Raw genomic sequence first — 14,266 nt, forward strand, 5'->3', positions numbered from 1 at the left:
CCTTGAAATCCCGGTTTCACATGTTAACCCCGGGGTTGATTCGCCGCGCGACCGGACGTGCTCCCATGCCAGTCGCGACCGTGGACGACACCGCAGAGGCCAGCCTGGCGGTCACCCGCGAGACCATCGACGCCTACGCCGACCTGACCGGCGACGACAACCCCATCCACCTCGACGACGGCTACGCCGCCGAGACGCTGTTCGGCGGCCGGGTCGCCCACGGGATGCTGTCGGCGGGGGTCGTCAGCGCCGCGCTCGCGGACCTGCCCGGCGACGTCATCTACCTCTCGCAGGACCTCGACTTCGAGAACCCGGTCCGACCGGGCCAGACGATCACGGCGACGGCGACCGTGACGGAGGACCTGGGCGACGACAGGCTCCGGGTCGAGACGGTCGCGACGGCCGAGCGCACCGACGCGAGCGAGAGGGCGGAAGGCGACGACGATGCCGAGCGCGTGCTGTCGGGCGAGGCGGTCGTGCTGTCGGTCCCCCACGAGAGCACGTAACAGAAGATACTTTTCTGACTGGTTGGAACGCCGAGATATGGCGAAAGCCCTCCATCCGGACCGCGTAGCGTCCTGCGCGGTAGTTGCGCTTGTGGTACTGGGAACTCTCACCGGCGTCGCATCGGTCGCGGCATCGTCGGGCGGCGCAGCGACGGGCGCTGCGTCGGCCGCGGCGACGATACCGGGATTCGAGGGCGGAGTCGTGTACGCGCCGCAGGGCAGCGTCGCCGAGCTCCGCGTTTCGCTCGCTGACGGCGGGAACGCGACGCTCTCGGTCTCGAACGAGCGCGGGAACTACTCGGCGACGCTGACCGTCGGAGACGACGGCGACGGAACCGCGACGATTCGGCTGAACACCTACGACGGGACCTACCGCGCCGCTGACAGCGACAGCGTGACCGTCCGGTCGGCGTCGGGCGGCACCGGACCGCTGGCGGTCGGGACGTACGAGGCTCTGGTCTGCGGCGGTGCTCGCGCGAACTGCGGCCGCGAGGCGGCGGCAGCGAAGACGGTCCTAACTGTAGCCAATCGTAACACCGACGGCCTCCGGACCTGGGTCGCGCCGGCGTCCGCGGACCTCTCGAACGCGACCGAGATCGAAGTGGCCCGCTCGTCAGGGACCCTGACGCGGAGCGACGTCGTGGCTCGCAACGACACGCTCGTCCTCGAACTCCGGGCATCGGGGTTGGAGGGCGCGATAGCCGCGCAGGACGGAGCGAACGCCACCGCGCGGTTCGCCGCGTTCCTCGAGAACGGGCCGGCGTCGCTGGTCGTCCACGACTTCCCGGGCACAGAGCAGGAGACCGCCTACCTCGACGTCACCGACCCGAGTGCGGTCACGTTCGTCCCGGACCCGGGGAACTTCTCGTACTACGTCGTCGCGGACCTCCGGAACGCCTCGGTGACGGACGGGCGCGGCGGTGACCCCGCGAACAACGAGGGGCTCCGGGACGACCACCGCGCCAACTTCACCCTCGCGGCCGCGTCGCCCCTGACCGCCGACGGTCGCGAGACCGCGGCGGCCGAGTTCCGCATCGAGGAGCCCGATGCGGCCCTGGACACGCCGCCCAACTCCGACCGGGTGTACCTCGCCCCCGGGCCGAACCGGACGCTCACCGGCACCACGACGCTCGCGCCCGGCAGCAGCGTGACGGTCGAGGTCCGACAAGACGACGGCGGATTCCGCCGGACGGAGACGGTCAGGGTTCGGAATCGGACTGACGGGCCGGCCGGCGTCTTCGCAGCGACCGTCAACCTCAGCGGCGTCCGCGAGGGGACGGACCTCGACGTCGCGGTTCGCTCCGCGGACGGGTCGCGGCTGACCGAACCGTACGCCGACGTCGAGGTCGTCGCGCGGACGACCGACCTGAACCTGAGCCGACGAGCCGTCACCGACGGCGGCGTCCGGGTCGCCCGGGCGACGCTCTCGCACGGCGGGTACGTCGCGATCCACCGCGGGTCCGCCGACGGGGCGGTCGTCGCCCGGTCGGGACGGCTCGCGCCCGGCGAGTCGTTCGGCGGCGTCGTCCGGTTCGACGCGGAACTCGACCGGAACGCGACGCTGGTCGCGGTGGCCCACGCCGACGGTCCCGGCGACGCGCTCGGCCGGGCGTACGCCGAGAACGGCAGCGTCGTGACCGACTCGGTCGAGTTCACCGTCGAACCGACCGCCGGGACGACCGCCGCGGGCAGACGGAACGACGGGACGACGACCGAGCGCACCGCGACGACCAAGAGCCACACGGCGACGACCGCCGACACCGGAACAGGGGTCCCTGGCTTCGGCCTCGGAACGGGGCTGGTCGCGCTGCTATCGGGTCTGGCGGTCGCGCGGAGTAAAGCGCTGTAGACGCAGAAAGGGACGCCGTCGAGACGGAGCCGGCCGACTCAGTACGACTTCGCGAAGTAGGCCGTCTCCTCGGCCTCGTCGCCGCAGACGCCGCACTCCTCGCCGATGGGCTCCTCGTCGCGGTCCATCGGGACCATCACGATCTCGGCCGCGATTTCCTCCTTGATCACCTGCTCGCAGGCCTCGTCGCCGCACCACGGCGTCTTGACGTAGCCGCCGTAGCGCCCGATGGTGCCCAGGATCTCGGAGGTCTCGTAGGCCTCGCGGACGTTCTCCTCGAGGTTCTCCTCGGCGGCGTCGTAGAGCTTCGCGTACACCCGGTCGAAGTGGTCCTCGACGGTGTCGGCGACGTCCGCGCGGTCCTCGACGACGTCCTCGCCGTCGGGGCGGTGGACCACGGTGAGCTCGTCGTCCTCGACCTCGTTGGGGCCGATCTCGATGCGGACGGGGACGCCCTTCAGCTCCCACTCGTTGAACTTGAAGCCGGGGTTGCGCTCGTCGCGGTCGTCGAGTTCGACCCGGATGCCGGCGTCGTCGAGGTCGTCGGCGACGCCCTCGGCGTACTCCAGGACCTCCTCGCGGGTGTCCTCGTTCCAGATGGGGACGACGACGACCTGCTCGGGCGCGAGCGCGGGCGGGCAGACGAACCCCTGGTCGTCTGAGTGGGTCATGATGAGCGCGCCGAGCGCGCGCCACGACAGCCCCCACGAGGTGGTGTGGGCGACCCGCTCCTCCTCGTCCTCGTCGGTGTAGGTCAGGTCGTACGCCTCCGCGAACCCCTGGCCGAGGTAGTGGGAGGTGCCGCCCTGCACCGACTTGCCGTCGGGCATCAGCGCCTCGACGGTCGTGGTGGTGTCGGCGCCGGGGAACTTGTCGTGCTCGGGCTTGCGCCCCCGGAGGACGGGGATGGCCAGCACGTCCTCGTAGAGGTTCTCGTACTGGTCGAGCCGGGTCATCGTCTCGTCCCACGCCTCGTCCTCGGACTCGTGGGCGGTGTGGCCCTCCTGCCAGAGGAACTCCTTGGTCCGGAAGAACGGCTTGGTCTCGGTCGCCTCCCACCGGATGACCGAACACCACTGGTTGAGCCGCAGCGGCAGGTCGCGGTGGCTCCGGACCCACTCGCTCATGTACGGCGTGATGATGGACTCGCTGGTGGGCCGGAACGCGAGCCGCTCCTCGAGCTCGTCGTGGCCGCCGTGGGTGACCCACGCCACCTCGGGGTCGAACCCCTCGACGATGTCGCTCTCGCGCTCGAGGTAGCTCTCGGGGATGAGCGCGGGGAAGTAGGCGTTCCGGGCGCCCGTCGACTTGAACCGCTCGTCGAGGTAGTCCTGGACGCCCTCCCAGAGGGCGTACCCGCGGGGCCGGGTGACGATGAACCCGCCCATGGGGGCGTAGTCGGCGAGCTGGGCCTTCTTGACCACTTCGGCGTACCACTCGCCGGGGCTGTGCTCCTTGGACTCGGTGATGCCGAGTTCCTGGTCGTCGTCGCTCATTGGATAGGAGTTTCTTCGATGCGGTCTTAAATGCGATGAAGCGTTGGTAACGCGTCAGACCGGGCCGGCGTCAGAACTCCGCGACCGCGTCCACCTCTCGCACGCCCGTCTCGACCGCCCACTCCCGCAGGTCCTCGCCCTCCTCGTCGAAGACGAACTCCCCGGCGAACGTCTCGCCCGCGAACAGGTGGGGCAGCCAATAGCGGTCGTCCTCCCACATCTCGTCGTACGGCACCGCGTCGTAGGCGAACCACTCGGGGTCGCCCTCCGGGGACTCCTCGGGCGTCCCCGCGAACGCCTCCGCCCGGAACACGTGGACGAACATCCGGGGCTCGGCCCCGAAGACGAACCGGAACTCACCGACCTTCTCGGGGTCGCGCGGGGTCACGCCGATCTCCTCCTCGACCTCGCGGACGACGCACTCGCGGGGCGTCTCGCCGTCTTCGACCTTGCCGCCGGGGCCGACGTACAGCCCCTCGCCGAGGCCGCGCTTCTTGCGGATGAGCAGCACCTCCTCGTCGTCGGGGCGCAGGAGGTAGCACAGCGTCGCGGGTTGCATACCGTCACGCTCGGAGTCGAACCGGAAAAGTCCTCAGCTTCGGTCGCGGTGCAGTGTCGGTCCTGGCCCGCCTCCCGATCTACTTCCGACTCGCGGCGACCAGCGACTCGTACCGGTCCAACGCGGCCGCCTGGCGGTCGGTCGGCACTTCGAGGACGACGAGGGCGTCGTCGAGTCGCTCCCGGAGGGTCGCCACGACCGCTCGCATGTCCATCGTCCCATCGCCGAACGCGAGCCCGTCCCGCACCCGCCGCCCGTCGCAGCAGTGGACCACGGGAATCCGGTCGCCGTACTCGTCGAGGAGTCGCGCCAGCGAGTCGAGGTACTCCCGCTCGGCGGTGTAGAGGTGGGCCGTGTCGAGGACCAGGTCGTGGCCCGCGTCCAGGATCGCCTTCCGGACGTGGAACTCGCTGTGGCCGGTGGAGTTCTCGAAGCCGAAGGGGGCCGCGAAGTCGGTCCCGTCGAGAATCTCGGGAATCGCGACCAGGTTCGTCCGGGTAGAGTGGACGACGAGGAATGCATCGAGCGCGTCGGCGAAGTCGTCGGCCCGCCGGAAGTACGCCGCCTCGTCGGGCGCGACGTGGGGCGTGTGGACCGACGCGACGTCGACGGTCGCCCGCCGGCAGGCCGCCAGCGTCTCGTCGAACGCGTCGAGGTGCCCGCGTTCGAGGTACAGTTCGACGCGCTCGAACCCGTCCGCGGCGGCGTCGGCCAGCGCGTCGGGGTCGGGCGACCGCTTCCCGGCGACGGGGAGGCTCATAGCGAGGGTACACCGTCGCGGTCCTTAGGCCTCGTCCGTGGCTCGGTAGCAGGGGCCACCCGAGTTATGCCGACGTCCGTCGTAGCTCCCCCGGATTCCCGCATGACCGACACCGACGATACACCCGCCGACGACTCCCGCGCCCGGATGGTCGGCATCAACCACGTGGCGCTCGACGTCGGGGACGTCGACGCGGCCCTGGAGTTCTACGGCGAACTGTTCGAGTTCGAGTTACGGGGCCGCGGGGACGCCTCGGCGTTCGTCGACATGGGCGACCAGTTCCTCGCGCTGTCGGAGACCGACGAGTCGGACGGCCCCGACGACCACCGCCACTTCGGGCTCGTGGTGGACGACCCCGAGGCGGTCGACTCTGCGCTCGACCGGACCGACGCCGAGCGACTGCAGACCGGCGGCCTCGACTTCCGCGACCCGTGGGGCAACCGGGTCCAGGTCGTGGCCTACGAGGAGATCCAGTTCACGAAGGCCGACCACGTGCTCGCCGGGATGGGACTCGACGACCTCGGGAAGTCGGAGTCCGCCCTGGCCGAGCTCGACGAGAAGGGGATGGCCCCGGAGTGACGCGCCGGGGCTCCTCGCTCGACCGTCCCCGTCTCTCGTCCGTGCGGGACTGTCGGCCACCCGAGTTTTCCCTGCGTCCGTCGTACCACCGCCGGTTCCACGATGACCGACACCCACGAGGTCACGGTCAGGTCCGTCCACCAGATGACCCCGACGGTCAAGCAGTTCGTGCTGGAGTCCGACGGCCACCGGTTCGACTTCGCGCCCGGCCAGCACACCCACGTCCGCTTCGACCGCGCCGAGAGCCCGGCGGAGGACGACGCGGAGTCGGGCGACGACGAGGTCGTCCGGCCCTACACCTCGACGGCCACGCCGGGCACCGAGCGCATCACCCTGGCCATCAAGCGGTACCCCGACGGGACGGCCTCGACGTGGATGCACGAGCGCGAACCGGGCGACACCGTCGAGATCGAGGAGCTCGGCGGGAACCTCTACCTCCGGGACCTCGACGCGGACGCCGCGTTCGTGGCCACGGGGACCGGCGCGACGCCGATGATCGCGATGGCCAAGCAGTACGTCAGGGAGGGCACCGGGCGCGCCCACTTCTTCTTCGGCGAGAAGGACGAGGAGCACGTCTTCTACCGCGAGACGCTCGACCAGCTGGCGGCCGACTACCCCGACTTCGAGGTGACCTACGTCCTCTCGGAGGCCGACGACGACTGGGAGGGCCCCGAGGGCCACGTCCAGGACCACCTCGACGACTACCTCGACGACCTCGGGAGCTGGGACTTCTACGTCTGCGGCGTCCCCCAGATGGTCGTCGAGACGCAGGACTATCTGGCCGAGCAGGGCGTGAGTGACAGCCGGGTGTACGTCGAAGGGTGGGAGGGCGACGAGGTGTCGGACGACTCCGAGGAGTAACTACTACGATTAGCCAACGGGACTAGGGGAACTCGGTTTGGAAAGCCCCCGGCCGCTCGCGGTCGCTCAGCGGGATATTCTCGCGCCTCGCTTCGCTCGGCGCGCCGAATAGTGGCCGCGCTGAGGCGACTAAACTGTACGCGAGCGGCCGGCCCTGTTCAGTCCACCCAAACGCCGGTTCGAGTCACCGAGCGTTTGCTGATGGTGCGTGTCACCGAGCGACCGCGACCAGTGGTTCACCTGTTCTCTTCGGATGATGCAGGTCCATCGACCACCGCGAACGGACTCTCCGCCTCGGTCCAGTCCCACCCGGGGAGTCGGGTCTGGAATCCGGCCGCGAGCGCGGCGTCGAGGTCGTCGGAGCCTGCGGTCTCGTCCGCCTCGTCGGCGTGGGTGTGGACGTCCGCGTAGTGGAACGTCGCCTCGCCGAGCAGGCGGAGGGGCTGGCCGCCGGCGATGGTGCCGGCGAGCTCCCGGCCGATGAGTTCGTCGACCACGAACCCCGGGTAGTCGCCCTCGACGTCCAGGTCCCGGAGGATCGCCACCATGGCGGCGACGTTGACCGCGCGGTCGCCGTCGGCGAAGACCGCGTCGACCTCCCGGCGGTAGTCGTCGGCGCTCACCTCGTCGACGTCGGTGTCGAACAGGTCGCCGAGGTCCGTCCGGACGTCGTTGACGAGCGGGACCACCGCGTCGGCCCGGCCGCGGACCCACTCGTACTCGTCGGCGACGCGCTCGCGGGTCAGTCGCATGGTGCCGACCAGGGGTTCCAGCGGTTTGGTTCTGCGGATTTTTGAGAAGGCTTTTATAATCCCGGGGACTAATGCCGATTAAGCGGGTTTTCCTGCGTCCCCGAGTGAGCGTCCGGTCCGCCCCGGTGTCACCGGGGACGAGGGCGACTCGCAGAGTGCGAGTTCCAACACCCCGCGGAGAAGCGAGATCTATGCTGTGCTGTACTCTGCATCGTAGTCCTGATGCCAGTCCGACCGGCCCGTCGCTCACGGACGAGCGATCCGCCAGCGGCGGCGCGCGGCCGGTCGGCCAGTCGGGACCGGGCAGGGGCGGCACGGACACGGAACGACTTTTTCACTATGAGTAAAGTAGACCAGCAACTCGAGGACCTGCGAGCAGAGATTACGAGCGAGTTACCGAGCGACATCTCGGTGTCGGACGTGAAGTACGAGGGGCCGGAACTGGTCGTGTACACGCGCGACCCCAAGAAGTTCGCCCGGAACGGCGACCTCATCCGGCAGTTGGCCAGCCAGCTCCGCAAGCGCATCACGGTCCGGCCCGACCCGGACGTGCTGTCGCGGCCCGAGGACGCCCGCGAGGACGTGCTCGACGTCATCCCGGACGAGGCCGGCGTGACCGACCTCGACTTCCACGTCGACACCGGCGAGGTCGTCATCGAGGCCGAGAAGCCCGGGATGGTCATCGGCAAGCACGGCTCGACGCTCCGGGAGATCACCCAGGAGGTCGGCTGGACGCCCGAGGTGGTCCGGACCCCGCCGATCGAGTCCTCGACGGTCTCGAACGTCCGGAACTTCCTGAAGCAGGAGCGCGACGAGCGCCGGGACATCCTCGAGAAGGTGGGCCGCCAGATCCACCGCGAGGAGATGAGCGACGACGAGTACGTCCGGATCACCACGCTCGGCTGCTGCCGGGAGGTCGGGCGGGCCTCGTTCATCCTCTCGACGCCCGAGACCCGTATCCTCATCGACTGCGGCGACAAGCCGGGCGCCGAGGGCGAGGTGCCGTACCTCCAGGTCGAGGAGGCGCTGGGCGCGGGCGCCCAGACCATCGACGCGGTCGTCCTCACTCACGCCCACCTCGACCACTCGGCGCTCATCCCGCTGCTGTTCAAGTACGGCTACGACGGCCCCATCTACACCACCGAGCCCACCCGCGACCTGATGGGGCTGCTCCAGCTCGACTACCTCGACGTCGCGGCCAAGGAGGGCCGCGCGCCGCCGTACGAGTCCGAGATGGTCCGGGAGGCCATCAAGCACACCATCCCGCTGGAGTACGGCGACGTGACCGACATCGCGCCCGACGTGAAGCTGACCCTCCACAACGCGGGCCACATCCTGGGGTCGGCGGTCTGTCACTTCCACATCGGCGACGGCCTCTACAACGTCGCGTTCTCGGGCGACATCCACTACGACGACACCCGGCTGTTCAACGGCGCGGTCAACGACTTCCCGCGGGTCGAGACCCTCGTGCTGGAGTCGACCTACGGCGGCCGCAACGACTACCAGACCGACCAGGAGGACTCCGAGCGCAAGCTCAAGCGGGTCATCAACGAGACCTACGAGAAGGGCGGGAAGGTGCTCATCCCGGCGTTCGCGGTCGGGCGGTCCCAGGAGATGATGCTGGTCATCGAGGAGGCGATGCGCGAGGGCGACATCCCCGAGATGCCGGTCCACCTCGACGGCATGATCTGGGAGGCGACCGCCATCCACACCACCTACCCCGAGTACCTCCGGGACGACCTCAGAGACCGCATCTTCCACGAGGACGAGAACCCGTTCCTCGCCGACCAGTTCAACCACATCGACGGCGGCGAGGAGGAGCGCCGCGACGTCGCGGACGGCGACCAGTGCATCATCCTCTCGACGTCCGGCATGGTCACCGGCGGCCCGATCATGTCGTGGCTCGAGCACGTCGGCCCCGACCCCGACAGCCGGATGGTGTTCGTCGGCTACCAGGCCCAGGGGACGCTGGGCCGGCGCATCCAGAACGGCTGGGACGAGATCCCGATGAACCGCGGCGGCGGCCGCGGCCGCAACGGCAAGCTCTCGCTCGAGCTCGACGTCGAGACGGTCGACGGGTTCTCGGGCCACGCCGACCGGCAGGGGCTGATGAACTTCGTGAAGACGATGAACCCCCGGCCCGAGAAGGTGCTGTGCGTCCACGGCGACGAGTCGAGCGTCCAGGACCTCTCGTCGTCGCTCTACCACGAGTTCAACATGCGGACGTTCGCGCCCAAGAACCTCGAGACGTTCCGGTTCAAGTAACGGCCGGCTCGCCCGGTCGCGGGGCGTGACCGCCCGGCGGGACGGACCGGTACCGGCAATCAGTTCGGCTTCTCCGCGATTTCGCGACGGACGGCGGCTGGGCTGTCGGGGCCGTGACCGACGGACCCGACCTCGGCGCGTCGCCGACCGACGCAGGCGTGCGAGTCGGCTCGCTCCGCGGGCGAACGCGCACTTCCCCGACGTCAGCCGCTCACCGCTCCGTCCCGCCCTTGACCTCGGCGGCCCACTCGGGCCACTTCTGGCGCTCCTCGCCGTCGAACGAGGGGTCGCCCGACATGGCCTTGATGCTCCGGGCGTCGTCGAGGCTCCACACCGTGCCGTCCTCGTGGAACAGCCCGTTGAGGACCCCGTGTCGTCGCTGGGCCGGGACGAACGCGGGCTGGACCATCAGCGACCAGAAGAAGTTCCCGAAGCCGGCCTCGTGTATCAGGGGCGCGAGCGACGAGTAGTTCGAGTACTTCTGGTCGTCCGGCGGTTCGGTCGCGAAGCCGGTCGAGTTGCGCACGCGCTGCCACTCCGAGAGCCACACCGGGACGTCGAGGTCCTCGGCGACGTCCCTGTTCGACCGGAGCATGTCGGCGTAGACTTCGGGGCTCTCGGCGAAGTTGTAGTGGAACTGGAGCGCGTCGACGCCCCAGTCGAGGTAGTCGGCGTTGTTCGCCATGCTGGTCGAGCCGACGGTCAGCCGGACCTCGCCCTGGCGCTCGTCGGCGATCTCGTACATCCCGTGGGCGAACTCCTGGACGTACGACCGCCAGCCCGGCTCGTTCATCACCTCGATGGCCAGCAGCCGGTCGTCGTCCTTGAAGTGCTCCATGAACCACCGGACGTACTCGCGGGGCTCGTCCCACCGCCGCTTGTTCCGCATGACCTTCGAGGACGGCTCGCGCACGCCGGTCGCGGTCTGGGGGTCGGTGTCGTGGAGCCGCTCCTTCGTCGGCTCCTTCCCGGCGAAGTCGAACAGGCCCAAAAGCACCTGCTGGCCGTTGTCGTCGGCGGTCGAGAGGAAGTGCTCGATCCGCTCGCGGAGGGCCTCGGGCTCCTCGCGCCAGACCTCGAGGCTCGCCCACGTCCGGATGGCGTTGATGTTCACCCGGCTGGCGTACCCGAGGTCGCGCTCGATGACCTCGCGGTCGTACTCGGCCCACTGCTGGTAGAAGTTGAACGCGCGGGCCGGGATGTAAATCGCACCGCGGACGTCGAGCGGTTCGAGCTCGGACTGATCGACGGTGGTCCGCGGCGCGGCGGTCCGTCCACCGGTCCCGTCACCGCCGCTTCCGGCGGGATTGCTCGTGCCCCCGCCGGTCAGCGAACTGCAACCGGTGACCCCGACGAGACTCGCTGCGGCGCTCGCGGCGATGAACTCGCGCCGCGCAAAGCGGTCGTCCATACACTCGGCACCACAGACGTATCAATAATTGTTGTTGCCTGTTCCGCGGCGAGTCGGCGGGAGTCCGACCGAGGCCGTCGGTTCCGGGGCCGCTCGAACCGGCGGCCGGACTCCTATCGGAGCTCGAACTCGAAGCCGTCGGCGGCGGTCGATTCGTCGCCCGCGACGGCGCCGGCGACGCCCGCGCCGAAGGCGTAGGCGACCGCCTGGCTCCCGCTCCGGAGCCGGTCCATCACGCCCCGCTCGGGCTCGAACTCCTCGACGGTCACCTCCTCGACGCCGAGGTCGGCCGCCAGGCGGTCCTCGACCTCGCGCTTGGTCGCGAGGCCGTCGACCAGCCCGATGGACGCGGCCTCGTCGCCGAGGTACACCCGGGCCTCGGTGTCCCGGACCTGGTCGTCGCTCAGGTCCCGGCCCTCGGTCACCCGGTCGACGAACTCCTCGTAGTAGCCGTCGATGAGCCCCTGGAGGTACTCCCGCTCGTCCTCGGTCATCTCCTTGAGCGACTGGCCGGCGTCCTTGTACCGGCCGGCCGCGAGCCGCTCGTACTTCAGGCCGAGCTTGTCGGCCATCCCCTTGGCGTTGACCCGCGAGCCGATGACCCCGATGGAGCCGACGATGCTCCCCTCGCGGGCGTAGATGGCGTCGCAGCCGCTGGCGATCCAGTAGCCGCCGCTGGCGCAGACGTCGGTGGCGTAGGCGACGGTCGGCCCGTCGAACCGCTCGGCCGCGAGCCGGATGTCCTCGCTGGGGACCACCTCGCCGCCGGGCGTGTTGAGTCGGAGCAGCAGCGCCTCGGCGGCGTCGTCCTCGTCGGCACGCTCGATCTGCTCGACGACGTCGTCGGCGGGCGTCCCGCCGGGCCGGGGCGGGAAGGTGCTCCCGCCGCCGTCGCGGGTGATCGGCCCCTCGACCGCGACCTCGGCCACGTCGTACGGGGCGGCCCAGCTCCCGGCCGCCCGGGCGGCGGTCCGGGCGCCGAGGACGCCGACCAGCACCGCCAGCACGACGCCGAGCAGGCGCGCGAGGTTGCCGTCGGGGACGACCACGAACAGGATCCAGCCGAGCGCGACCGCCAGGGCCACGCCCGCCAGCGCGGCGAGCGCCGGCACGACCCGGGACTTATCCGCCACGCTCGCTCACCTCGATGCACTCCATGTCGGCGTGTGGGGCCGCACGGGCCGTTAACCCTTCGCTTGCGGAGGATACCGACCGCGGACTGTCGGCGCGGCGCGCACGGCGCCGGGACCCGTCGACCGGCTCAGACCGCCGCGACCGTCCCGATGACGAACAGCGTCACGAGCAGGCGGCCGACGCTGCCGGCGAACGTCGCCAGCGCGAACTTGACGTAGTCCTCCTCGAGCACCGCGAACGCGTAGATCGAGAGGGTGTCGGGGAAGAACGGGACCGACAGCGCCGCCGCCATGCCGAGGTAGCCCCACTTGCGGGCGAGTTCGAGGGTCTTGTTCTCTGACCACTCCACGACGTCGAACCGGGACCGCCGGAGGAACCTGATGACGGGCCCCGACTCCTTGGCCTCCTGGCCGATGTGGAACGCCAGGACGCTGCCGACCGCCTTGCCGACCGCGCTGACGACGATGATGAGCGCGAGCCGCCCGGTCCGGGTCAGCCCGAGGTCGAGCGGCGCGGCCAGCACCACCTCGCTCACGCCGGGCAGCGCGAACGCGATGAGGAACGAGTAGACGAAGATGATCCCGAGGCCGGCCCACCCGGTCGCGGTCTCGACGACGTGCGACAGCCACTCGAACGAGGTCAGCGCGGCGGTGTCTACGAGCGCTGGGCCGGCGGCGGTAAACACAGTCGATAGACGCCGTAGCACCGTTATGAGCTTTGTGTCTCGGCCCGGAGCGGTCCGTCCGGCGTCGGCCGGTCCGACCGGCCGGGCGGTGGGTCCGCGAGAACTGCGGTCGGCCCCTCGGACCCCGTCGACGGACGGTCGGAGACCCCGACCGGCGAACAGACTCATGCCCGTCCGGCCGTTACCCGGTGGCATGTTCGACCACGAGTACACGCTCGTCGCCCACCCGCGACTGCGCGCCAGCCTCTCGTACCGGAGCGAGGAGGGCGACCTGGCGGCGGCGAGCGTCGGCGTCGACTACCGGCGGGACGAGACGTGGACAGAGGCGGGAACGACGGTCGAGGCGCCCGACGGCGCCGAGGCCGGCGGCGTCGAGTGGCAGGGGCTCACCGTCTCGCTGTACCGGGACGGCGAGCGCGTGCTGGCCCGCGAGTTCTCCGGGTCGGTGCTCTCGGCCGCGCTCGACGCGCTCGACACCGCCGAGGCGGTCGCGCCCTCGCTGGTCGGCCGGGGCCGGGACGCCGCGAAGCGGCTCGTCGGCCAGAAGTCGGGCGGCCGCGTCCGGATGACCCAGCTCGACGGCACGACCGTCGAGGCGCTGGCGGCGCCCGCCAAGGCCACCTTCGAGGTGTTCGAGGGCAAGGACGGCAAGTGGCGCTGGCGGCTGGTCCACGACAACGGCAACGTCATCGCCGACTCCGGCCAGGGCTACTCCTCGAAGCGGGCGGCCGAGAAGGGGCTGCGGAGCGTCAAGCGCAACGCGCTGGGCGCGGCGGTCGAACCCGTCGGCGGCGACGCCCAGCGCGACGTGCGGTCGGCGTCCGACACCGACGAGGGGTCGGGCGCCGAGTCGGCCGAGTCCTGACGGACGCCCCACAGCCGGCGGAGCCGAGGTTGAAGGCCGCCGACAGTTGCATGGCAATCAGTCGCAAGGTTCTTCGCGTCGGAGCCTGTACTCCGTGGCCATGACCCGACTGGACCGGACGGTGTGGGGCATGGCCGCGGAGGCCGACGAGGAGGTGGAGTCGGTCAGCGTCGAGGAGTTGCGGGCAGAACTGGACGAGGGGAAGGAGGAGGAACACGTCGGCGCGGAGACCGTGGTCGTGGACGTCCGCGACATCCGCGAGGTGTGGATAGAGGGCTCGATTCCCGGCGCGGAGCACGCCCCGCGCGGGATGATCGAGTTCTGGGCCGACCCGGAGACGAAGTACCACAAAGAGTTCTTCGACCCCGGGAAGCGCTACGTCCTGTTCTGCAACGAGGCGGGCCGGTCGGCGCTGGCCGCGAAGCGGCTCCGCGAGATGGGCTACCGGGACGTCGCGCACCTCGACGGGGGTTTCACCGCCTGGCAGGAGGCCGGCGGGGAGGTCGCGGACGTCCCGCAGAAGGACTACGAGGGAGACCGATGA

At 70.2% G+C, this 14,266-nt stretch carries 14 protein-coding genes; 7 read left to right on the forward strand and 7 right to left on the reverse strand.

The genetic code is table 11. From position 1 onward, the window contains the following. The first annotated feature begins 65 nt into the window (after positions 1–65). On the forward strand, positions 66–506 hold the full coding sequence (locus ACQUQF_RS15035) for a MaoC family dehydratase (protein ID WP_435179914.1): 441 nt from the start codon (positions 66–68) through the stop codon (positions 504–506). Positions 507–597: 91 nt separating this feature from the next. Further along, positions 598–2,355, forward strand: a complete 1,758-nt coding sequence (locus ACQUQF_RS15040) for a BGTF surface domain-containing protein (RefSeq protein ID WP_435179915.1) — start codon at positions 598–600, stop codon at positions 2,353–2,355. 38 nt (positions 2,356–2,393) lie between these two features. On the opposite strand, the gene proS is transcribed toward ACQUQF_RS15040, so the two are convergent. From proS to ACQUQF_RS15055, 3 genes are all read right to left on the reverse strand, one after another. Continuing rightward, entirely contained in the window at positions 2,394–3,851 is a 1,458-nt protein-coding gene (proS, locus tag ACQUQF_RS15045) for a proline--tRNA ligase (protein WP_435179916.1), read from the reverse strand. Positions 3,852–3,921: 70 nt separating this feature from the next. Beyond that, positions 3,922–4,410 (reverse strand): 8-oxo-dGTP diphosphatase, encoded by a 489-nt coding sequence (locus tag ACQUQF_RS15050; RefSeq protein ID WP_435179917.1) that lies wholly within the window; start codon positions 4,408–4,410, stop codon positions 3,922–3,924. A gap of 79 nt (positions 4,411–4,489) precedes the next feature. Next, positions 4,490–5,170, reverse strand: coding sequence for a sugar phosphate isomerase/epimerase family protein (locus ACQUQF_RS15055; protein ID WP_435179918.1), 681 nt, complete (start codon positions 5,168–5,170; stop codon positions 4,490–4,492). Positions 5,171–5,272: 102 nt separating this feature from the next. Here ACQUQF_RS15055 and ACQUQF_RS15060 point away from each other — a divergent pair, with 102 nt between their 5' ends. Both ACQUQF_RS15060 and ACQUQF_RS15065 read left to right on the forward strand, forming a co-directional pair. Further along, positions 5,273–5,749, forward strand: coding sequence for a VOC family protein (locus ACQUQF_RS15060; RefSeq protein ID WP_435179919.1), 477 nt, complete (start codon positions 5,273–5,275; stop codon positions 5,747–5,749). 102 nt (positions 5,750–5,851) lie between these two features. Next, positions 5,852–6,610 (forward strand): ferredoxin--NADP reductase, encoded by a 759-nt coding sequence (locus ACQUQF_RS15065; RefSeq protein ID WP_435179920.1) that lies wholly within the window; start codon positions 5,852–5,854, stop codon positions 6,608–6,610. Between the two features lie 236 nt (positions 6,611–6,846). Here the strand turns inward: ACQUQF_RS15065 and ACQUQF_RS15070 are convergent, their stop codons facing one another. Next, the gene (locus ACQUQF_RS15070) at positions 6,847–7,362 is read right to left on the reverse strand and encodes a hypothetical protein (RefSeq protein ID WP_435179921.1); all 516 of its coding nucleotides are present in this window, start codon (positions 7,360–7,362) and stop codon (positions 6,847–6,849) included. A gap of 339 nt (positions 7,363–7,701) precedes the next feature. On the opposite strand from ACQUQF_RS15070, the gene ACQUQF_RS15075 reads away from it, so the two are divergent. Next, complete coding sequence (locus ACQUQF_RS15075) at positions 7,702–9,627, forward strand: beta-CASP ribonuclease aCPSF1 (RefSeq protein ID WP_435179922.1); 1,926 nt, start codon at positions 7,702–7,704, stop codon at positions 9,625–9,627. 211 nt (positions 9,628–9,838) lie between these two features. Here ACQUQF_RS15075 and ACQUQF_RS15080 read toward each other — a convergent pair whose 3' ends face one another. The 3 genes from ACQUQF_RS15080 to ACQUQF_RS15090 form a co-directional block, all read right to left on the reverse strand. Then, positions 9,839–11,038 (reverse strand): glycoside hydrolase, encoded by a 1,200-nt coding sequence (locus tag ACQUQF_RS15080; protein ID WP_435179923.1) that lies wholly within the window; start codon positions 11,036–11,038, stop codon positions 9,839–9,841. 113 nt (positions 11,039–11,151) lie between these two features. After that, positions 11,152–12,171, reverse strand: coding sequence for a signal peptide peptidase SppA (gene sppA / locus ACQUQF_RS15085; RefSeq protein ID WP_435179924.1), 1,020 nt, complete (start codon positions 12,169–12,171; stop codon positions 11,152–11,154). Between the two features lie 128 nt (positions 12,172–12,299). Further along, positions 12,300–12,857, reverse strand: coding sequence for a YqaA family protein (locus tag ACQUQF_RS15090; RefSeq protein WP_435179925.1), 558 nt, complete (start codon positions 12,855–12,857; stop codon positions 12,300–12,302). Between the two features lie 193 nt (positions 12,858–13,050). Here ACQUQF_RS15090 and ACQUQF_RS15095 point away from each other — a divergent pair, with 193 nt between their 5' ends. After that, positions 13,051–13,722: an HVO_2922 family protein gene (locus tag ACQUQF_RS15095; RefSeq protein ID WP_435179926.1), complete on the forward strand. Its 672-nt coding sequence runs from the start codon at positions 13,051–13,053 to the stop codon at positions 13,720–13,722. 100 nt (positions 13,723–13,822) lie between these two features. Next, on the forward strand, positions 13,823–14,266 hold the full coding sequence (locus ACQUQF_RS15100) for a rhodanese-like domain-containing protein (RefSeq protein ID WP_435179927.1): 444 nt from the start codon (positions 13,823–13,825) through the stop codon (positions 14,264–14,266).

This window comes from Halorussus sp. AFM4, from assembly GCF_051194995.1.
Lineage (GTDB): Archaea > Halobacteriota > Halobacteria > Halobacteriales > Haladaptataceae > Halorussus.

Coding starts and splice junctions, on each gene's coding strand:
- ACQUQF_RS15035 (WP_435179914.1), top strand. CDS start 66: ATGCCAGTCGCGACCGTGGACGACACCGCAGAGGCCAGCCTGGCGGTC.
- proS (WP_435179916.1), bottom strand. CDS start 3,851: ATGAGCGACGACGACCAGGAACTCGGCATCACCGAGTCCAAGGAGCAC.
- ACQUQF_RS15050 (WP_435179917.1), bottom strand. CDS start 4,410: ATGCAACCCGCGACGCTGTGCTACCTCCTGCGCCCCGACGACGAGGAG.
- ACQUQF_RS15055 (WP_435179918.1), bottom strand. CDS start 5,170: ATGAGCCTCCCCGTCGCCGGGAAGCGGTCGCCCGACCCCGACGCGCTG.
- ACQUQF_RS15060 (WP_435179919.1), top strand. CDS start 5,273: ATGACCGACACCGACGATACACCCGCCGACGACTCCCGCGCCCGGATG.
- ACQUQF_RS15065 (WP_435179920.1), top strand. CDS start 5,852: ATGACCGACACCCACGAGGTCACGGTCAGGTCCGTCCACCAGATGACC.
- ACQUQF_RS15070 (WP_435179921.1), bottom strand. CDS start 7,362: ATGCGACTGACCCGCGAGCGCGTCGCCGACGAGTACGAGTGGGTCCGC.
- ACQUQF_RS15075 (WP_435179922.1), top strand. CDS start 7,702: ATGAGTAAAGTAGACCAGCAACTCGAGGACCTGCGAGCAGAGATTACG.
- ACQUQF_RS15080 (WP_435179923.1), bottom strand. CDS start 11,038: ATGGACGACCGCTTTGCGCGGCGCGAGTTCATCGCCGCGAGCGCCGCA.
- ACQUQF_RS15095 (WP_435179926.1), top strand. CDS start 13,051: ATGTTCGACCACGAGTACACGCTCGTCGCCCACCCGCGACTGCGCGCC.
- ACQUQF_RS15100 (WP_435179927.1), top strand. CDS start 13,823: ATGACCCGACTGGACCGGACGGTGTGGGGCATGGCCGCGGAGGCCGAC.